The organism is Providencia sp. PROV130 (assembly GCF_028482225.1).
Classification (GTDB): Bacteria; Pseudomonadota; Gammaproteobacteria; order Enterobacterales; family Enterobacteriaceae; genus Providencia; species Providencia rettgeri.
The window spans coordinates 217,688-239,251 of the sequence record NZ_JAMPQC010000010.1 but is presented as its reverse complement, the minus strand read 5'-3'; the positions used below and the strand labels follow the sequence as shown (position 1 = coordinate 239,251).

General features: G+C 38.3%; 17 protein-coding genes. 9 read left to right on the top strand and 8 right to left on the bottom strand.

Features of this window, described 5'->3' with window-relative positions; translation table 11 throughout:
* Positions 1–33 precede the first annotated feature (33 nt).
* Positions 34–1,143, bottom strand: coding sequence for an ATP-binding protein (locus PSF28_RS08490; RefSeq protein ID WP_272684918.1), 1,110 nt, complete (start codon positions 1,141–1,143; stop codon positions 34–36).
* Between the two features lie 24 nt (positions 1,144–1,167).
* The gene (locus PSF28_RS08485; RefSeq protein WP_272684917.1) at positions 1,168–4,902 is read right to left on the bottom strand and encodes a DUF4132 domain-containing protein; all 3,735 of its coding nucleotides are present in this window, start codon (positions 4,900–4,902) and stop codon (positions 1,168–1,170) included.
* A 360-nt stretch (positions 4,903–5,262) separates the two neighbouring features.
* Between PSF28_RS08485 and PSF28_RS08480 the strand changes: the two genes are divergently transcribed.
* From PSF28_RS08480 to PSF28_RS08470, 3 genes are all read left to right on the top strand, one after another.
* Positions 5,263–5,652, top strand: a complete 390-nt coding sequence (locus tag PSF28_RS08480; protein ID WP_210840460.1) for a RidA family protein — start codon at positions 5,263–5,265, stop codon at positions 5,650–5,652.
* A gap of 27 nt (positions 5,653–5,679) precedes the next feature.
* Complete coding sequence (locus tag PSF28_RS08475) at positions 5,680–6,645, top strand: threo-3-hydroxy-L-aspartate ammonia-lyase (RefSeq protein ID WP_210840461.1); 966 nt, start codon at positions 5,680–5,682, stop codon at positions 6,643–6,645.
* 114 nt (positions 6,646–6,759) lie between these two features.
* Positions 6,760–7,389: a helix-turn-helix transcriptional regulator gene (locus tag PSF28_RS08470; RefSeq protein WP_210840462.1), complete on the top strand. Its 630-nt coding sequence runs from the start codon at positions 6,760–6,762 to the stop codon at positions 7,387–7,389.
* Here PSF28_RS08470 and PSF28_RS08465 read toward each other — a convergent pair.
* A complete protein-coding gene (locus PSF28_RS08465) occupies positions 7,386–7,922 on the bottom strand; it encodes a metallophosphoesterase family protein (RefSeq protein ID WP_115167240.1) in 537 nt (178 codons plus the stop codon). The genes PSF28_RS08470 and PSF28_RS08465 overlap by 4 nt on opposite strands.
* A gap of 127 nt (positions 7,923–8,049) precedes the next feature.
* Positions 8,050–8,973 carry a LysR family transcriptional regulator gene (locus PSF28_RS08460; RefSeq protein WP_272684916.1) on the bottom strand — a complete coding sequence of 308 codons (924 nt, stop codon included), beginning with the start codon at positions 8,971–8,973 and terminating at the stop codon, positions 8,050–8,052.
* 94 nt (positions 8,974–9,067) lie between these two features.
* Between PSF28_RS08460 and PSF28_RS08455 the strand changes: the two genes are divergently transcribed.
* Both PSF28_RS08455 and PSF28_RS08450 read left to right on the top strand, forming a co-directional pair.
* A complete protein-coding gene (locus PSF28_RS08455; RefSeq protein WP_272684915.1) occupies positions 9,068–10,252 on the top strand; it encodes an MFS transporter in 1,185 nt (394 codons plus the stop codon).
* Positions 10,253–10,394: 142 nt separating this feature from the next.
* A complete protein-coding gene (locus PSF28_RS08450; RefSeq protein ID WP_272684914.1) occupies positions 10,395–11,273 on the top strand; it encodes an alpha/beta fold hydrolase in 879 nt (292 codons plus the stop codon).
* A gap of 43 nt (positions 11,274–11,316) precedes the next feature.
* Here the strand turns inward: PSF28_RS08450 and PSF28_RS08445 are convergent, their stop codons facing one another.
* On the bottom strand, positions 11,317–12,201 hold the full coding sequence (locus tag PSF28_RS08445) for a DUF362 domain-containing protein (RefSeq protein ID WP_272684913.1): 885 nt from the start codon (positions 12,199–12,201) through the stop codon (positions 11,317–11,319).
* Positions 12,202–12,633: 432 nt separating this feature from the next.
* On the opposite strand from PSF28_RS08445, the gene PSF28_RS08440 reads away from it, so the two are divergent.
* Both PSF28_RS08440 and ydeE read left to right on the top strand, forming a co-directional pair.
* The gene (locus PSF28_RS08440; RefSeq protein WP_272684912.1) at positions 12,634–13,791 is read left to right on the top strand and encodes an iron-containing alcohol dehydrogenase; all 1,158 of its coding nucleotides are present in this window, start codon (positions 12,634–12,636) and stop codon (positions 13,789–13,791) included.
* Positions 13,792–14,258: 467 nt separating this feature from the next.
* Positions 14,259–15,449 carry an efflux MFS transporter YdeE gene (gene ydeE, locus PSF28_RS08435; protein ID WP_272684911.1) on the top strand — a complete coding sequence of 397 codons (1,191 nt, stop codon included), beginning with the start codon at positions 14,259–14,261 and terminating at the stop codon, positions 15,447–15,449.
* A gap of 62 nt (positions 15,450–15,511) precedes the next feature.
* Here ydeE and PSF28_RS08430 read toward each other — a convergent pair whose 3' ends face one another.
* The gene (locus PSF28_RS08430) at positions 15,512–16,651 is read right to left on the bottom strand and encodes an MFS transporter (RefSeq protein ID WP_272684910.1); all 1,140 of its coding nucleotides are present in this window, start codon (positions 16,649–16,651) and stop codon (positions 15,512–15,514) included.
* A 532-nt stretch (positions 16,652–17,183) separates the two neighbouring features.
* Between PSF28_RS08430 and PSF28_RS08425 the strand changes: the two genes are divergently transcribed.
* Positions 17,184–18,431 carry an MFS transporter gene (locus PSF28_RS08425; RefSeq protein ID WP_222959670.1) on the top strand — a complete coding sequence of 416 codons (1,248 nt, stop codon included), beginning with the start codon at positions 17,184–17,186 and terminating at the stop codon, positions 18,429–18,431.
* Positions 18,432–18,482: 51 nt separating this feature from the next.
* Here the strand turns inward: PSF28_RS08425 and PSF28_RS08420 are convergent, their stop codons facing one another.
* A complete protein-coding gene (locus tag PSF28_RS08420) occupies positions 18,483–19,892 on the bottom strand; it encodes an aminotransferase-like domain-containing protein (RefSeq protein ID WP_272684909.1) in 1,410 nt (469 codons plus the stop codon).
* Between the two features lie 152 nt (positions 19,893–20,044).
* On the opposite strand from PSF28_RS08420, the gene PSF28_RS08415 reads away from it, so the two are divergent.
* Positions 20,045–20,182, top strand: coding sequence for a hypothetical protein (locus PSF28_RS08415; protein ID WP_210840014.1), 138 nt, complete (start codon positions 20,045–20,047; stop codon positions 20,180–20,182).
* A 247-nt stretch (positions 20,183–20,429) separates the two neighbouring features.
* Here PSF28_RS08415 and ada read toward each other — a convergent pair whose 3' ends face one another.
* Positions 20,430–21,506, bottom strand: coding sequence for a bifunctional DNA-binding transcriptional regulator/O6-methylguanine-DNA methyltransferase Ada (ada, locus tag PSF28_RS08410; protein ID WP_247605455.1), 1,077 nt, complete (start codon positions 21,504–21,506; stop codon positions 20,430–20,432).
* Between the last annotated feature and the right edge of the window lie 58 nt (positions 21,507–21,564).

Genomic DNA, 21,564 nt, shown 5'->3' with positions numbered 1-21,564 from the left:
GAACCATAGTAGCTCTACCCTTGTTATAAAACTTTATTGCCAATATGCCCTCGAAGCATCAAAAAAGGCTTTCCACTCTTGGCTATGTTTCGCCCTTTCTCTCGCGACATTATCAATGTAATAACGCATCCGTTTGATATCGTCTGCGTTATCTTTTAAAACCACGCCAATAAGCTGGCGTGCAACTGCTCCTGCATTGAGTGTGCCATCACCCAAGTAATGGGCTTCAAGTGCACATGCATAAGCAATATTAACGGCTTCAGCTGTCGACATCACCGCGTCTGGCGTTTTAATATTGCCCCCATCTTTGGTATTTCCTGAACGTAATTCTTGGAACGTGGTGACCAACAGCTCGATCACGTTGCTTGGGATGGTTACTTGACCATTGAGGTCAGCTAACTCTGCGGTTAATTGCTTATTGATCAGCTCAATTTCAAATGCGGGATCTTGGATAGGCCGTACCGTTTCAAAATTAAATCGACGTTTTAACGCTGATGACATTTCATGAACGCCACGATCACGCAAGTTTGCTGTACCAATTAAATTAAACCCTTGCTTCGCGCTGATCCGTGCATTGTCTTTCATTTCAGGGATCATCATTTGCTTTTCTGACATCAAACTAACCAGTACATCTTGAATTTCAGGAGGGCAGCGCGTGATCTCTTCAAAACGCACAATTTTACCTTCTTGCATACCTTGGTATAATGGCGAGCTAACCAATGCTTTCTCTGTTGGGCCTTCAGCGAGTAGCAATGCATAATTCCATGAATATTTAATATGATCTTCAGTTGTACCTGCGGTTCCTTGAATGGTTAAACCTGAATCACCACTAATTGCAGCGGCTAATAACTCCGATAACATGGATTTTGCCGTCCCAGGCTCCCCGACTAACATTAACCCTTGTTTACCTAATAACGTCACAATTGCACGGTCAACTAAAGCATCATCACCAAAAAATTTTGCAGAAATATTGAGTGATTCATCACCTAAGATAAATTGCCTAACAGCACGAGGTGAGCGCAACCACCCTTGTGGTTTCGGGTTCTGTTTATCTGCTTCGGTTAAACGCGCCAATTCATCGGCAAAACGAATTTCTGCGCTTTCACGCAGAATATTCCCTTCTATTGTTTTACTTTTAGTCATTCTAAAATCCTACGTTAAACCCACTTACCAAGGTGTTTTCTTTTCCCACTCAGGATCAAAACCTGCACACACATCCGCAACTTTTAAATAATCCGCATAGCTTTCAGCTAATAAAATAGGTGGGATATCTTTTAACTCGATATAGCTGCGGTTCCATGAGCTTTGTTGTGATTTTTCGAAGCTTAATGAAAATAAGACAGCTGGAATATTTTCCTCTGGCACATAGCTACCACTAAATTCGATATAGACATAAAAACCTAAACTGGCGAAGTGTTTTGCATAATGGGTAAAACTCCCACCGTCTTCTGCTTGCCCGCGTTGATAACCCATTTTTGTCAAGACGCCACGCAAGGTGTAGGTGTCGGTTAACCACCCTTTACGATCTTCAATTTCAGTTAATTTCAGATCCAGATCAGGGATTTTATGTTCCATTTGTGAAAATAAAAATTTCACTTTGTAATCTTTAAAGTGCGTTATCCACGCTTTTCGCTCATCTTCACTGACCAATGCAGCATGGGCTAATTTGATGTAAGAGTCAGCAGATAACGTCACTTCGTCATCATCTAAATTTAATAAACTGCCATCATCCGATGGACGAAATACATTCAGGGTATTGTTCTCTTTCGTTTCTATCCAAACTAATTTTTCGATAAGGCCACGCATCACCGGGTGCGCTTGGATATATTCCTGCCAATCTGCGGTTGTCCAAAGGCGCTCTGCACACATCGCTTCATATAAACGTGCCGTTTGCAGTTCAATGACTTGCTTGAGTTCTTTTTTACTCGCAGTGAAGAGCTTTTTAGATTCTTTAGCCAATTCTTCATTGTCGGTTTTACGTGCAGCTGGTAATGCCTTGATTTCTTTGCCTTCGGGATTAAATAAAACTAATTTTTGCTGTGCGTCCAGCTTCGCAGTAAACGTACGGTCACCGTATTCAAGTGCCAAAATACCTGTTTCATCCATTCCGGCAGTCGGTATTGTTCTGTCTGCAAGTTCATCCGCGCTCCAACCATTACGTTCAGCAATTTGAGCAACAAGTCCGCGCGCTTTTTCTTGAACTGACGCGGTACGATAACGGCGAGAAAGAGACAACAGTAATTGAATGATGAGAGGGTCATTACTTGTCGCCACTGCATCAATCATGGCTTCAATTTGTGCGCGACGTTGGTAATGATCACGCATATAGTTGCGCAATGTGGTTACGGCAAGGTGCCCTTCAATACCACAAATCAGCGCTAACATCCCTTTATCACTAATGGCGGAACCTAAATAGCGGCGCAGAACTTCATTTTTTATCTCATTAAACGTCTGTTCTAAAGTATAGTTTTCATACTGACTATAATATTCAGGCCAGCGTTTCACCCAATCTTGATAATTAGCTAAGCGTTTTGGTGCATCACGTTCTGCTTCTGCCATTGCCATTTCTAATGACGGCCCAGCAATATCTTGTCCGATAAAACTATTTAAAATAAAACTGCCTAATTTCTTTTGGCTATCTATCGAAAGTAAACCAATATAACGTTGAAGTAACCCATTACCCGCTGGCATTTTTAATTTAACGGCCAGAATCACCCACCAGCGAATAATATCTGCTTCTACTGGTTTATTATTTTGCCAGGTTAATGCTGGCAGAGAATCGAGATTAAACCATGACATACTGGCAGGCGCTTTCGCTTTTAGCCCTTTTTGCGCTTCAGCTAATAACACTTTAGGCGCAAGATAGCCGGAAATATCCTCCCCAAATTGTTCCAGTGCAGTTAACAAGGCCGCCCGTACAACTTCCCGTTTTTCTTTCTTTAATAAGGCATAGAGTGGTTTTAATGACTCTGGGTTTTTCAAACGAGCCAACCATTCAATGGCGGTGACACGAATTTCTTGTTTGCCTGAATCTAACCCTTCTGCCGCGTTAAGGTGAATATTCGGTAATGTCTCTAGTAATTTTTGTGCACTCAGGCGGTGGGTTTTATTTTCCCCAAGGGCCAATTCCATAATACGTGGAATAAAACGCGCTGGAATGGTCGGTAACATTGCAAGGACATCAATTCCACTCGCCGCATCATATTCTTGATAATAACGCTGCGTTTCTTGTTGAGGAATTAAACCTAATGCTTCTGCAATAAAATCTGGATATTGAATGAAAAACGGCCAAACTTGTGCTGGCTGGTTAAAAATAGCTAATCCATTGGCATATGAGCGTAAACAAAGGTCTGCAATCAACCGTGTTGCATTTTTAAAATGGCATTGTGTTAACGTTTTTTCTAGCTGGCGCAATTCAATTTGCCCGAGAATCCGCGGTGGAACTTCCCGTGTAAGATGATAATGGGATAAATGTTCTTCATTTGTTCGGTTATGGCTGATAAGACGTAATGCATGGAATAAGGTATATTCGGGCAAGTTAGTAATACGTTCTTTAAATTTCACCACGCTATATTCATGGTCAGTAATAATTTCCTTACCTGAATTCAGCTTATCAATCACCTTACAGCAGGCTTGTGTATTGAGTTTTTGGAATTCTTTATAATGTCGTTGTGCCCAATTATAGCTGTGCTTCTGTTTTTTGTTTTCTTCAATTTCACTCTCTGCATTTTCCTTTGCCTTTTGTAGCATTTCATTGAAATTATTAATTAAAATATCTTTTGCACTTTCAGGCAGCGGTGTATCTTCTAATTCAACGAACTCAGGCAACTCAGCCTCTTCAACTTGGCTGGCAGTATCCATTACTGAGAATCTCGAAATTGCACTTTCAATACTTTTCAGTACGGTTTTATTGGTTTCAGTTGTCAATGCCGCTGCTAATATCTCTCTGTGTTCGCCTATACGGGCAAACAAATCCGCAGCTTGGGTACGCTGTTTTGGCGTACCTCCTGTTAAAATTTGTGTTAAATGTTGTGTTACCGATTGTGCAGGTAAAATTGCCATTGTGGGTTCCGCGGCTGCACGCACTGTTTTTAACGAACTAGTAGCAAAAGAAACTAATACATCAGCAAAAAGCGTATAAAGCTCAACGTCTTTCTTCAGTGTATTGATTAACTGTATTTGCCCTGCAGCAGATAAATTATTCACTAACGTCTGCTTAATAAACGCTTGTTCTGCAATTAAATATGCTTTGAATCCTGGAATGGCAAATAACCGATTTAAGTTATCATAATGGTAATCAGATAAATGATGGCGATCGAAAATGATATATAAAATAGTGTTAGCTGGTTTATCTGTCTCTTGTTCGATGATTTCCGTTAGTAGGTCAAAATGCCAATGTTTACGGTGTTCTAACTTAGTATCCCGCGAATTATCATAGGTTTTTGCAAAGGCATCACCCATTAAATAATTTACCCACGACGGTAATTCAGGCGTTAATACTTTGATGTTAATATCTTGGCATGCCGCCGCTAAAACTTTAGCAAAACGGGCAATTTGTGATGAAGTAATCCCATCGCCCACTTTCGAATATAGTTTATGTCTTGCATTTGCCCCTTGGCGAATTAATTTATTATATTGGCTCGAATTAAAGCTATTCCCTCCCCACCACCAATCTACAGTGCCGGGTTTATCGAGCAAAATAACCGCTTTTTCGGTATCCAATTGGCTTAATTGAACCAATACTTCTGGCGATTTTCCATTTAATACATACTCTAAAACGGTTTTAGGTAGTTCTTCATCTAAGACAGACAAAGGTAAAAGCGCTTCTTGTAAATATTGTTCTGCAACGGGTGATTCTTTTTTCCCAAAAATTGAAAGAAGATTAAATGTGAACTTTGCCATCTGATATCCCTAAAAGTATTTATATAACAACTTCTTATCATTTTAATGATATCGTCACAATTTGATTATTCTTAATCATTTTTAATTAAGATATATCATTAAACCTGTCTTGCGATTTTAAATTCTGCCTATAGGGATATAGCTATAGGTTTACTCTTTATAATTAACCTTTACCCAATGAATTATTTAATTAACTGCCTTATACCTCTATTTTTCTTTTTATTATGTTGACGATAATTCTGATAACAGTTTATTGCTATTTACATCAAATTTATTCGCGAAGAAAAACGTTGACTAAACGTTAAGTCTAATATTAGACTAAAAATCTAACTAACGTATTTTGTGCATGGTGAGGTAGATATGAATCAACTTATTGAATGTGTGAATGCACCGACACTCATTGCTCCAAAAGGGCATTATTCACACTGTGTTACTGCAAATGGATTGGTTTTTATCTCAGGGCAATTACCCGTTGATAAGTTTGGCAATGCGATGACTGACGTAGCATTCCAAGAGCAAGCCACACTTGTGCTTGCTAATTTACAAGCATGCTTAGATGCCGTTAATTGTAGCAAAGCGCATTTGGTTCAAGTTCGAGTTTATATAACAAATATGGAAAATTGGCCGTTGTTTAACCAGATTTATGCTAAGTGGATAGGCGATCACCGCCCAGCCCGTGCTGTCGCAGGCGTTGCTGAACTTCATTTTGGTGCAGCATTAGAAATTGAAGCGGTTGCGATGTCTGCTTAATTACTTATTATTCATTGGGGTTATGTCATGTCAGAATTAATATTACCGACCTATCAAGATGTAGAAGCAGCAGCACAACGTATTGCGGGTTTTGCACATAAAACCCCAGTTATCACATCAACCACCGCAAATAAAGAATTTGGGGGCGAACTGTTTTTTAAATGTGAAAACTTTCAGCGTATGGGGGCTTTTAAATTTCGAGGAGCATTTAATGCATTGAGTTTGTTATGCCCCGAGCAGAAAAAAGCGGGCGTTATTGCATTTTCTTCCGGTAACCATGCGCAAGGTATCGCTTTAGCGGCGCAACTTTTACACATTCCAGCCACCATTCTTATGCCCAATGACGCACCGGCGGTGAAAGTGGCTGCTACACAAGGTTACGGTGCCACTGTTATTCGCTTTGATCGCTATAAAGAAGACAGAGAAGTGCTTTGTCAACAACTCGCTGCTCAACAAGGGTTAACGATTATTCCTCCTTATGACCACCCTGATATCATCGCTGGCCAAGGTACCGCAGCCAAAGAACTGATTGACGAAGTGGGTGAATTGGATGCCCTATTCGTTTGCTTAGGTGGCGGAGGCCTACTTTCAGGGTGTGCCATTGCCACCAGAAAATTATCACCTAACTGCCATATTTATGGGGTTGAGCCTTTAGCCGGCAATGATGCGCAACAATCATTTCGTCGAGGAGAAATTGTGCACATTGATACGCCAAAAACTATCGCAGACGGTGCACAAACCCAACATTTAGGTAACTACACCTTTGCTGTTATCAAAAACAAGGTTGATGATATTTTCACTGTAACCGATGAACAACTTATTGATCGCATGAAATTTTATGCTGAACGCATGAAAATTATCGTTGAGCCGACAGGTTGCTTGTCCTATGCTGCTGCCCTTGCCCACAAAGAACAGTTCCAAGGTAAGCGCGTGGGGATCATTGTCAGCGGTGGTAATGTTGATATTCAGCACTTTGCACAATTAATTTCATAAGTAACTAGTTTTATAAAGAATTAGTTTCACAGTGATCACCGCCCTTCATCTGTTAGCAATACTAAAAATAGGTTAAAATTAGGGATTAGTACTTGATGGATGAAGGGAAACAGCATGTCAGATCAAAAAGATAATTCAGTACTGGCTCAAGTTGAAATTATTGCGCAAGGTCTTAGTGAAACATTTGCCCCTTTTTGTGAAGTGGTGGTACACGACCTTAAAAATCCGGAACACTCGATCCTTTCTATTCATAATAACTTATCTGGTCGCCAAGTTGGTGAGCCAACTACCGAACTCGGCCATGCAAGAATTGAATCTGCAGATTTTCCGAACATTATTGCCAATTACGCCAACCAATTTTCTGATGGACGCCCAGTAAAAAGCACTTCGATTGGTATTAAAGATGAATCAGGGCAATACATTGCAGCATTGTGCTTAAATCTGGATATGACATTATTTAGAAGTATGCAAAGTATGTTATCGCAATTTATTGACGTAGGTAATAGCCCAATAAAAGAGCATATTGAGCCTAACGGTGCAGAAGCCATTCGCATGCGTATTGACCAATATGCAGCCACCTTAGCTGCGACACCACGGACATTGAAAGCAGACGAAAGAAAAAACTTAATTGAAGTGCTACGCAATGAAGGCCTGTTAGATATCAAAAAATCCATGGAAACGGTGGCTCAGCACTTAGGGATCTCAAGAGCCTCAGTTTATTTGTATGCAAAAAAAGAAAGTTAACGATTGGCTTTTTTTAATATCTGTTTAATGCTGATAGGGAAAAAATCATTTACATCCACGCCGACATTAATCGCTCGGGGCCCTAACACCGCTAAGCGCTTAAACTGCTCTGGGTCTTTCCCTGAATTATGAACATGGCCATATAAATGAATCGCATCACGGAAGAAGCCTTGCCATTCTAATATTGGGTAATGGAATAACACTAATTTTTGTTTTTGATATTCCAACTCGTAATAACTTTTAACCCATTCAAACAACGATTGGTCGAATTCAGGGTCGTCTAAAAATTTATCATGATTACCGCGAATCAAATATTTTTTTCCTGCTAGGCGACGTAATATTTTATTCGCATCCGCGCCATTCCCTTTGTATAAAAAATCACCGAGTATGTAGATCTCATCATGCTCAGTAACATACGCATTCCAGTTATGAATCAACGTATCATTCATGTGACTGGTACTCTTGAACGGTCGGTCACATAAGTTAATAATATTTGAATGGCAAAAATGGGTATCTGAAATAAAGTAAATCATATAAAACCTAAAAATATATTAATAATAATTCTACTCAAGCAAACAATTTGCTTACTATTTATCATATCTCAATGATTTTTAATTGCTCTACGGAATTGACTGAAAACAGACTTATTTAGCGTAATAATCACTCCCAAATCGCCCGCCCTTGCCAATACTTATCAATTAGCGCTAAAAACTCACGAACTTTAGGGGGTAAATAACGTTTTGTCGGGTATAATGCACAAATAGGTGACTCAGGCAGGGAAAACTCGGTTAGCACTGGCACTAATCGGCCTTTTTTGATTTCTTCACTTACCAAAAATGCGCCTAACTGGCACACCCCCTGTCCTTCTATAGCTGCGGCGAGAATAGCCTCGGTGTCATTTAATACTAAACGCCCTTGAGCTGGATAATTTTGCAAATGCCCATTAATTTTATACTTCCATGACACATTATACCCTCGGTGCCTAAACACCAACATACTGTGACACTGTAATGCTTGCGGGTTTACTGGCTCACCTCGCTGCCGGAGATATTCAGGAGATGCGCACGTGATTAACCGATGTGGGGCTAAGACTTTACGGACTAAACGGTTATCATCCATTCCGCCAATACGGATCGCAATATCAAAGCCATCGCGCACAATATCACAATAGTCATCATTAAAATCTACATCCACCTCAACCTGTTCCCATTGTGCTAGATAACGTTCAACGAGAGGTAAAATGAAACGTTTTCCAAATACCACAGGTACCGTTATCCTTAATAACCCTTTTGGTTGTTGCTGGCCTTGGCTTAATGTATTTTCAACTCTTTCAATCTCTTGCAATATGTTAATGGCAGATTCATACACCACTTGACCTTCATCACTTAAATGAATACTTCGTGTCGTTCGATGTAATAAGCGAGTTTGTAGACGATGTTCTAGTCGTCCAATACATTTCCCAATCGCTGAACGTGATAGCGCTAGCCGTTCGGCTGATTTCGTAAAACTCAGTGTTTCAACAACATCCACAAAGACTTTTAAATCAAGTAAGTTATCCATCACTAGAGACGCTGAATTAGACACGTTTTATCCCCAATATTGCCACATTTGATATATTTATCTCCTATCATGTCCCCTATATGCTATTTCAACAAGTTTATTTTTAGTTAGGTAGATTATGTCTTCACAATGCATTAAACATTCAAATAGCATCAGTACGCTTCGTTCATGGGGGGCAATACTGACCTTAACTCTCGCCACATTTATCGTTGTGACCACCGAAATGTTACCCGTCGGCCTATTAACCCCTATTGCCAATCAATTTTCTATTTCTATCGGTTTGAGCGGGTTACTTATGGCTTTGCCCGCTGTTGTGGCCGCAATTTGCTCACCATTGGTCATTTTATTTACCGAACAAATTGATCGTAAAAAATTGCTGATTTTGGGTGCGCTACTGCTCGTTGTATGTAACTTGCTTGCGGCAATCACGTCTCATTTTACATTGCTATTAATTAGCCGCTTATTTATTGGTTTGTGTATTGGCATTATATGGGCGATCGCAGGTGGAATAGCACCGCGTTTAGTGGCATCAGCACATGTTAATTTAGCAACATCAATGATTTTTGGTGGAGTGGCTGCTGCCTCGGTAGTGGGGATTCCATTAGGCGTTTTTATGGGTGAATGGTGGGATTGGCGCAGCGCATTTTTCTTAATGAGCGCCTTATCATTTATTTTATTATTGTTAATGGTAGTACTTTTACCCTCTTTACCGACGGTCACACCACCTTCTGCTAACGCTTTTATTGCACAATTAAAACGCCCAACAATATTACTTGGGTTAACCATTACCTTACTTTTGGTATCAGGGCATTTCATGGTGTTTACCTATATTAGACCGCTATTAGTCGCTAATATTCATGCAACAGGTGAACAACTTAGCATTATGCTATTTTTTTATGGTATCGCGGGCATTTTGGGGAATTTTATCTTTGGCTTAACGGCGGGGAAAAAGCTTAATTTATCCTTGTTTATCATTATAACAATCATTATTGCTTGCTTATTTTTGCTTGCTATTTTACCCCTGACAACATTAATTGGCGGCCTAACTATTATCGCTTGGGGAATGGCTTATGGTGGAGTCTCCGTCACATTGATGACATGGATGATTACGCACAGTCTTCAACATATTGAAATTACGGGTTCTCTGTATATTGCTTTTTTTAATGCGGGTATTGCTTTGGGTTCTGCTTTAGGCAGCATGGTTGTCTTCTTATATGGGTTATCTACTAATCTCATCATCGCAATTTTATTACTCACAATAGCGTTGCTGGCACTCGCTATTTATCAATTTAAAACACATTAATCTGACATTCTTCATCAATAAAATGATTACCATGATAAACTTCGTTTATATCATAGGTAATCATTGCCATTTTTTATGGCTCGTAATTGCAACGAAACTACGGCATATAAATAGTACTATTAATGAAGATACCGGAAGAAAAATGACCAAAACCAATTCAGTTCCACTTTTTTATGATTCATTTGGTTCACCAAATAACCCTACTATAGTCCTCATTCCTGGCTTAGGTGGCCATAACATTAGTTGGACGTCAGACTTTTGTCAGGAAATTGCAGATGCCGGTTTTTACCTGTTACGTATAGATAACCGAGATGCGGGTTTATCTCATCATATCAATGAGTTCCCACCTATTGATTTAGGGGTATTGATTGAAAAAATGCAACAAGGTGAGCCTTTTGCTGTTCCTTATACTTTATTCGATATGGCTGAAGATATTATCCAGCTCTTAGATACGTTATCTATTGATAAAGCCCACTTTATCGGTCGTTCCATGGGAGGGATGATAGCCCAAATAGTGGCAGCGAAATTTCCTGAACGTACATTATCTCTTTGTGCAATCATGTCATCGACTGGGAACCCGACTCTGCCACAAAGTGCTCCCGATGTTATGCAAATGCTAATGAGCCCAAGTGCTAATCCCAAAGAGGATTTAGAGGGATATTTGTCAGGACAACTCGCATTTTATCGTCGGATAAGCTCAACGTTCGGCCCATTTGATGAAAATTATTACCGTGAATATATACTGCAATCACTTGCACGCAACCATTCACCAGAAGGCACTAAACGCCAAATTGTGGCTGTTGCCGTCTCCGGAGATTTGCGTTCTTATATACAGCACATTAATGTACCCACATTAGTTATTCATGGTTCTATCGACCCGCTCTTCCCATTAGCCGCAGGGCAAGATATTGCTAACAATATTCCGAATGCAAAACTGGAAGTGATTGAAGGTATGGGGCATGAAACACCACCAATGATTAATCCACAAATCGCTAAACTGATAATTAATCATTTAAATTAATAAATTCGCGTACTAAGGCTCTGAAAATGGGCCTTAGTTACCATTATAACCACCCTTGTTTCTTATGTTGCGCACAAATTGGGCAAATATGAGTGTCTTTTTCCCAAGAAGAAAATGGTAAGTGGCAAGTATGGCACTGCGCATCATAATAATGGAAAATTTTTGGCACGTTATTTTTGGCTGTATATGTTTGTACATGAATGGATTTAGGGAAACAAACGACTTGGCAACTCATGCAACCTGTACAGCGTTTTTCATCAATCAGAAATTGGTTATTCTCAATTTCAATCGCATGCTCATCACACATTTTGGCACAAGCACCGCACAGAATGCATTTTTCCGTATCTAACTCAACCTTAAACCAACTATCTTCAGGGTAAAATTGCTTTCTCGCATTTAACCCAGTTTTCACCTGCCCCTTATCCAAAGGCTTCGAATCCAATTTTTGACGAAATAGCATCATCCGACGGCCACTATCGACTTGTTCCGGCTGAACAATTCGCAATTGCCAAACAGGTTCTTGTAACGTTTTGAGTTTTAAATTTAATGCTGCAATCGTTGGCAACCACTTATCAACCCATGGTTCAGCAATTTGCATTCCACGAATACCATACTGCCGGTGCCAAACAATCAATTCGTCCGCATTCGCAATGGGTTCGTCATGTTTTACTATCAGAAACTCCCCTTGATAGCTACGTTCGTGAGGTTTGATATTTTCAATCGCATCAACAGGGCAAGCAAATAAACAATTACCACATTGAAAACACAATTCATTATTGATTTCTGCATTCATAGGGCTAAACGATACCGCATCCACAGGACAACTCCTGGCACAATTATCACAGATGCTATTTTTCAGGCGTTTTCTTACGCACTGGCCATTAATTAGGGGCTCAGGCGGCAGCTCTAAACTAATAAAACGTCTCATCGCTCTTTTATTCTCATCGTTGCAAAAATAACCAACATAATAATGAAAAAAACCACATTCACAGACTTAATACTTTAATTCTATCACTAAGTTACATTTTATTTTACAGTAACCTTTTGTCCATAAAGATGACTTGGGCTAAGTAATGAGTAAAAAACAATTCATCATTATAAATTCAATAAGTTAACAGGATAATATCCCCAGCTATCATACCCCATACACTCATATTCATTTTAATAATTAGCTACTCATTTAATATGCAATAATTTCATTATAAGTAAATGTGACGAGTGATATATAACGCATATTTATGATAAATAATCATATAGTTTTAATCTATAATATTAATCTGTTAGTCTTATATCAATCATATTAGTTTATATACGTGATATTTTAGTACCGCTCACCCTCCATACAAACTAAGGTTTATCTATGAATAATTTTGAATTTTATAACCCAACTCGTATTATCTTTGGCGAAGGTAAAATCATTGAGCTTGATAGATTAATTCCGAAAACGGCAAAAGTTCTCATTCTTTTTGGTGGTGAAAGTGCGAAAAAAACGGGAACATTAGGTGAAGTTGAGCAGGCTCTGGGATCTCGAACATTCGATCATTTTGGTGGAATTGAGGCCAATCCGCGTTATGAAACCTTGATAAAAGCGGTCGATAAAATTGAAAAAGAAGGTTTTGACTACTTACTGGCTGTTGGTGGCGGTTCGGTCATTGATGGCGTTAAATTTGTCGCGGCTGCGGTAAATTATCCAGGTGATAAGTGGGAAGTGGTCACCAATAGAGGCACTACCATAAATACTGCGCTACCGTTTGGAACTGTACTAACATTACCTGCTACAGGTTCTGAAATGAACAAAGGTTCTGTGATTACTCGTGAAGAACTACATTCTAAACTTGCATTTATGAGTGACCACGTATTTCCTCAGTTCTCTATTCTTGATCCAGTCAAAACCTATACTTTACCGGCCCGTCAAATCAGTAATGGTGTCGTTGACGCTTTTGTTCATGTGATTGAACAATATTTAACTTATCCAGTAAATGCCTATGTACAAGATGCATTTGCAGAAGGTTTATTGAAGACATTAATCGAAATTGGACCTAAAGCTCTTGAGACTCCGAAAGATTATGATATTCGGGCTAATTTAATGTGGACAGCCACATTAGCTTTAAATGGTTTAATCGGTGTTGGTGTTCCACAAGACTGGTCTACACATATGTTAGGTCACGAAATTACTGTGCTGTATGGTTTGGATCATGCGCAAACACTCGCGATTGTTCTACCATCCATGCTGACAGAAAAATTAGCCCAAAAACAGGCCAAATTAGTGCAATATGCCGAACGAGTTTGGGGAATTACGTCAGGTACAGAACAAGAGAAAGCCCTCAAATCCATTGAGTTAACTCGAGAGTTCTTTGAAAAAATGCATGTGGGTACTCGTTTTAGTGACTACCAACTGAATCAAGATGTTATTGAGCCCTTAGTCAATAGCTTGGCTGCACATGGTATGGTGAAATTAGGTGAGCACCAAGATATTAATTTAGATATTAGCCGCCGAGTATATACTGCCGCTTTATAATGTTTACTTCTTTCGAAAAGGTGCAAATTTGCACCTTTGAGGTTATTGACAAAGCGGGATAAAAGCGTGGTTTTTCCCGCTTTGTGTTATCAGCCGAAAATCAATAATTTGATTTTCCTCGTTTATTTTCAAAACCTATTAGACTTGCCGCCAAGCATAATAGGTTTGGCGGCAAGTCTAATAGGTGCAAAATTGCACCTTTTTCTGTTTTAACATCAAGAATCCTTCGCCTTATAATTCACTTTAATTTCTTGGTTATTACAACAGCATATAACATTTAATTATCAAGGTTGCATTTCATATTACCAGATTTTTAATTGAGAATGGTACATTAGCATTAGCAAAATATTGTTTTCAATTTTGAGCATTAATCACCATATCTCACCGCAGTAAATTTAGGTATTTTATAGCTTACAAAACGTCTGAAACAAATCTATAACAACAATTAATGAGTTAGGTCGTGTGTCATGTTATCTAAATTCAATATATCAAACAGTGCATTACTTGCATCGTCACTGCTCTTAACTATTGGGCGCGGCGCGACATTGCCCTTCATGGCTATTTACCTGACCCGTGAATATAAAATGGCTATTGATATTGTCGGTGTTGCAATGTCAATGGCTATGGTAGTCGGTGTTTTATTTAGTATGGGTTTTGGCATGCTAGCTGACCGCGTAGACAAAAAACGCTGTATGTTATTTGCTGTTATCGCCTTTATTTTTGGGTTTATTGCAATCCCTATCGTTAATAATGCAATTTTAGTTATTATTTTCTTTTCACTAATAAACTGCTCTTATTCCGTATTCTCTACGGTACTAAAAGCGTATTTCGCAGATACCCTCACCGTTGCATTAAAAGCAAAAATATTTTCCTTAAACTATACCTTTATTAATATAGGCTGGACCGTTGGCCCACCAATTGGTACTTGGTTATTAATGTATAGTATTAACTTGCCATTCTATTTAGCTGCAATTTCTGCCGCTTTTCCGATCTTTTTTATACAAAGGTTTGTACAAAGCATAAAGCCAGCACCATTAGGAGAAGGCCAAATCCGTAAATGGAACCCTGTCGCTATGCTACGAGACCAAGTGCTGGCTTGGTTTATTTTATCAACCTTCTTAGGCTCATTAGTTTTCGGTACTTTTACCACTTGGATATCCCAGTACGCCATTACTGTAGCGGACAGCGATTTCGCTCAAGTGGTGATTGGAGTTATTTTGCCTGTGAATGCGATTGTCGTGGTGACGTTGCAATATACCGTCGGAAAACGCATCACCCCAGATAATTTAAGAAAATTAATGACACTAGGCAGCCTATTTTTTATTTTAGGGCTAGCAACCTTTATGTATGCCCATGAAAATTTATACCTTTGGGCTCTTGGTGCCTTTATTTTCACTCTGGGTGAATTAATTTATGCCCCTGGTGAATATATGCTGATTGATAGTATTGCACCAGACGGAATGAAGGCCAGTTACTTTTCGGCCCAATCTCTAGGGCTGCTTGGTGGTGCATTTAATCCGATGTTAACAGGGGTTGTATTAACAGAACTTCCAGCCTATTTTATTTTTATTATTCTTATGTTTATTACATTTTTAGCTTGGCTATCTATGCTAAATGGAATGCGTCTAAGAAAGAAACAACTATTAATTACCCAATAGAACTCTTTTCTCCACTGAAAAACCATTTTCGGTGGAGAAAAATAAGCAATCTACTGCCTTTTTCATCTCTGTCTTGTCGGGAAAACTAAAAAAATAGCTGAGCTCAAGAATATAACAATCATGATCATAGAAATCACAAGGTGACCTTTGGAAAAAAATAAAGAAAATACGGGTAGTGCAGATAATAAAACCACGTTGTTCACACTCTCGGATATCGACAAGACAAAACCTTTATTCTCTGCACTTTGCCTTGCTAGCATTGCGGTACTTATGGGAGATGCTAATCCCAACATCCCCCCAAGAATAGCTAAGCATAAACCATGACCAATTAACGAAAGCCACCCACTAAGAAATAACATAATCGCAGCCATAATTATTAAAATAATAACAATGAGTTTTATATTATTTGACGTCTTAATCCTCTCTATTCTTGCAACCAAACCATTGCCACATAATAATCCGACCCCGAATAATCCCATTAGACTGCCAACTTCAACGCTTTCTAAGTGTGATCTTTGCCTTAATATTTCACCCGCAAGCAGAAACATACAGACTGACACCCCATTCCATAGACCTTTCGCTAATATAAGTCGAACAATACCTTTTTGTTTAATCGCTATGAAAGATAATTTTTTACTGGTTACTTTTTGTGAACGAGGTAGCGTAAATATCCCTATGATGAATACCACTAAGCACCCTACCGCGGTATAAATAAATGGCGCGTACCACGCAAAATACTGAACTAATGCCCCAGCGATGATAGGCCCGGTAATAATACCGACAGTCATTCCCATCATAATGTTTCCCATTGCTGCAGCTTGCTTACTTTCGCTCATCACATCAGCAATAAGGGCAAAGATAACCGGAACAAGTGCGGCAGATGCTAATCCACCAAATCCTCTTAAAACTAGTGCAATCAATAAATTAGGCGCAAAAATAATAACCAAGCTATCAAGTGATAATAACAAAAGAGCCATGAGTACAATTTTTCGTTTATCAATTCGATCTGATAAGAAACCTATAATAGGCGCTGCCAAGGTATAGGCCAATGCATAAGCTGATATCAACCAAGCAATTTGGTCGGGCTGAACATGAAAAACATTTGCTAACGGCGATAAAATCGCCGATAACATGAATTCTGCGGTACCCACAAGGTATACCGCTACTGCCGATAAAAGCAGTAGGTAATGAGTCGAAACCATAATATTCTCGTTTTGATATACAATGAATTTCCCAATCATTGTTTATGATTGGTACTTATAAAATTTGAATTTTAAAAAGGTAGTTGAGGTAAGTTTTTTGGGTTGTGAATTGCTAGGGTGTAGTCAAGCTGGAAATATTGAGATAATTAATTGGGATAGCATACTGGAAGTATGAGACAGGAGAGTTGTCTATTAAATCTTAAACGTTAATTAAATTCAAGTAATACCTACTAAGTTAAATATATATTAACTATTATTTAATCATCTTGAATTCAGAAAAAATTAATTCTCCGCTAATTTCAGCGTATCTGTATTTTTTATACGTAATAATCCCGATAAAAAGACACTAATTTCTACTATTAATCGATGATTAGCCACTTCCATATCAAAAAAAATTCACGTTAGCTATTTTATAATGCTCAAACAATAACAAGATAAGTGCTTCCATGTTTGGTTATTAAATCAATTGAAAAGAACAGTTTATTTAATAATTACATTAAAGCATGTTTAGGCTAACGGAAGGTATATAAACATGAATATCACAACTCGGCTGAAATTCGTTTCATTTCTACAATTTTTTATCTGGGGATCATGGCTAGTTACTTTTGCGTCTTACCTCTTCAATACATTACATTTCAAAGGCGGTGAAATTGGCCTGATTTTTAGTACATTAGGTATCTCAGCTTTATGTTCACCGATTATTATTGGATTTATTGCAGATAAAATTAATAATCGAAAACTGGTGTATATTGCTTCGCATATTATTTCTGCTGTATTTTTGATCGCAATGGCTCATAGTGATTCAATAACTTTGCTATTTATTATGACATTAGTTCACCTAATGTTTTATATGCCAACTATTTCCGTTTGTAATAGCATTGTTTTTGAGATGTTAAGCGCAAAAAAACTCGATTCGGATGTTTATTTTCCCAAAATACGCGTTTACGGCACTGTAGGTTTTATTGTCGCTATGTGGACAATTAGCTTATTAAAGTTGGAAATGAGTTTTTATCAATTATATGTAGGTGCAATCGCATCCGTAACCCTCAGTATCTTTTCTATTTTCTTTATTTCAACACAGGGCTGTAAAATTGAGAAAAAAGAACAGAAATCTAGTTTTAGTTGTCAAAATATTATTTTACTCTTTAAAAAAGGGCGAGTTGCAGTATTCCTATTTTTTGCCATGCTATTAGGTTCTGTCTTACAAATTACCAATACCTTTGGCGTTCCCTTCTTACAGGATATGGCATTAATGCCTGAAGCTAGAGGCTCAGTTTTTTCTGAATACCCCACTATCTTTTTATCGATATCACAATTTTCAGAAATTGTCTTTATTTTACTCTTACCGCTGTTACTCAAAAAATTCAAAATTGAAACCATCTTATTTATGAGTATGATTGCGTGGATTTTACGGCTAGGCTTATTTGCTTATGGTGATTTCACTGCGATTGGTACACTGGCATTATTTTTATCCATGGTTGTATACGGCTGTGCATTTGATTTCTTTAATATCGCAGGAGCACTATTTTTGGAAAAAGAAATTGCACCCGAATTTCGTTCAACAGCGCAAGGTGTATTCACCACATTAGTCAATGGATTTGGTACATTTTTAGGTGCGGTATTATGTGGATGGGTTATCGAGCTGAATACCGTCGATGGTGTAGTTGATTGGAAAACTTTCTGGATGATTTTTACAGGCTACACCGCCAGTTTTACGCTTCTCTATGTAATTTACTTATTCTATTCTAAAAATAGTCAACCGAAAGCCGCCATTCAATAACTCTTATTCCCCTTATTCATGACTCATATTTACTGAATAAGGGGTTTTATATTATTTTAAGCTTGTGACTTTTAATGCTTCCCCTAATATTTTAATTGCATTGCGTCGCCTTGCGATTAATGGAAGCGCATAGTTTATTCGCAAATGATTAAGGAAACATCCGCCGGTCGAGAAATGTTCCCCTGTTAAAACGGTGACTTTATTACGATGTAGAATGTCGAGTAATTTACGATTATCAACCGGTAGATGTTCAACCCACAATGAGAATCCTCCTTGTGGCCGTGAAATACGAGTATTAACAGGAAAATGGGTTTCAACTAACTCTTTATATTGGCATTGTAGTTCACTGTAATGCTGTCTCATTCGGCGCAAATGCAAAAAATAATGCCCTTCCTTTAAGAAGTTTGCCATAACTTGCTGCATAAAAATTTCACCAGAGCAGTGAGATAAATATTTTAAATGTAGAACTTTCTCTTTATATTTCCCGGGGATTATCCATCCCGTACGAGTACCTGGTGCAACCGTTTTTGAAAAAGAACTGCATAAAATAACATGCCCATTGTTATCTAGCGATTGTATTGTCGAAGGCCTTGGATACTGATACGCCAACCCTGCGAGACAATCATTTTCAATTACTGTTCCATGATGTTTTTCAACAATATTCAATAAACGTTGTTTATTATTATCAGGCATAATACAGCCCATTGGGTTATTGCAACTCGGTGTTACAACAACAGCTTTTACTTCCCAGCGTTCGAACGCTTCCTCTAGCCTATCGAGGTCCATTCCAGTTTCAGGGTCAATAGGAATTTCAATAATTTTCCGGCCTAGCCCATACAACGTTTGTAATAATCCTGGAAACGTTGGCGATTCAACTGCAATAACATCATTACCTTGTGTACAAGCTTGCAAGGCAATTGATAAAGATTGATGACCACTCGTCGTGGTCACAATATCATCGGGCGTAAAAAGATGACGATCATCCGAAATTAAATGAATTTGCTCTCTTAAGGAAGCGAGCCCTTGCAAGCTATCATATTCCAGAGTTAGGGAATGTTTACGACGTGCAACCATGGTCATTTCTTGCCATAGTGGCTCTAAACTTTTATCTTCTATATTAGGGACGGCACAAGATAATGATGTAACACCATGTCGCTCGGATACACGCAGAAAATCCATTGTTGGATTCCATTGAGCAACTTGTACGGGGTTTTGAATATAATTTGCCACTTTAGGCAAAAGAGCCTCTGTTTTTTCTGGTATCACAAAATACCCTGATTTGGGTACTGCATAAATCAGTTGTAAACGTTCCAGCTCACGGTACGCAAGTTGTGCCGTTGTGATACTGACTTGATGAGTACGCCCAAGATCCCTCACTGACGGCATCTTTTCACCGCTAAGAAACTCACCCTGTTTAATTTTTTCCTGCAGCTCTTGTGCTATTTGTTTGTACAGTAACACACCAAAACCCTTCTCATTTTCCCCGTAAGGATAATGTAATACAAAAATGACTGAATTTGATCTGTATTTTGTAAAAAAACAAATCTGTCACTTTTTTAAAAATGTTCTCCATGTAATTCTAAATATAAATTCGTACTTTATTAGGAATACTTATGGAATATGAAAAAAACATAAGCGGGAAACCACACCCTAAATTTATCTTATTGCAACCCATTATTTGGCTATTTAAAAAATTAAATATTTTTATTCAAAAAAAAAGACATGAAAAATATAAAGGGCAAAAAATATAACATTATTATCAATCGTATAAAAAAACATATAATCTGGATAGTTTTTAATGGATATATAATGGGCTTTTCACATATCAATAAATGAAGATGGTTACTTCTAAAAGAAAAATTTTAGTTTTAGATATTATATTGTGTTTACTAAACAGCACCCATTATATATTAATATAGGTGCTGTTTATCTTAAATATTCTAGCTTTAGACATAATTATATGAATACTATGGTTACCCGTGATTCCCTTAGCTATCATTAACTATTATCTGCCTTATACTGGGCTTCTTTTAATAATAGCGCTTGTTTTCGGTCAATGCCCCAACGATAGCCTGAAAGGTCACCATTGCTCTTAACCACTCGGTGGCAGGGAATAGCGACAGCTAACATATTTGCACCACAGGCATTAGCTACTGCTCTGACGGCACTAGGCTTGCCAATTTTTTCTGCTATATCACTGTAACTTACTGTTTCTCCTACTGGAATATTACGTAAAGCTTGCCAGACGCGTTGTTGAAATGCAGTACCTTGAATATCTAATGGTAAATTTAAACCAATTTCAGGTGCTTCAATAAAACCCACCACCTGAGCTACCAGTTGCTCAAAGCCGTCATCTCCTCCAATCAGCTCTGCTTTTGGGAATTTATCCTGTAAATTATTCAATAACTGCTCAGGGTCATCCCCTAACAAAATGGCGCAAACACCTATCGGACTTTGTGCAACGAGTAATGTTCCTAATGAGCAAACCGCAAGAGCAAAATAAATTTTACTGCCACCCCCTCCTGATTTCCATTCACTCGGCGTCATTCCTAGTCGTTGAGATGAAGCTTCATAAAAGCGGCTATTTGATTGATAACCCGCATCATAAATAGCGTCAGTAATTCGTTTTTTTTCTTGAAGCCGTTGTTGCAATGTTTTATGGCGAAATGCATCCGCATAGGCTTTTGGTGTTAACCCTATTTGCACTTTAAACAAACGGTGGAAATGGTAGCGACTCATACCAATGTAACTAGCTAACGCTGCCAAACTCACCGTTTGCTCTTGCTGTTCAATATAACGACAAGCTTTCTCAATTTGCTCTTGATAAAATTGGGTTAATTGTGATGTTTCTGTCCGAAAACGTTTTCCTGCACGATAACCTTGTTCAATAGCTTGTTGCTCATTATCAAAAAACTCAACATTATTTCTATTTGGTAAACGGCCAGCAGCAGACGGATGGCAATAAATAGCAGAGCTTCTTACACCGTAAACAAAGTGACCATCGGCGGCTTTATTCCTTTCAACCACTGCTTGCCATCTCTGTTCTGGCGTATTCCACAAATTTTTAGTTGTCATCATGTCGCCCTTCTTTAGTTAATTGCATTAATTATGACAAACTACAATTGCAAAAAAC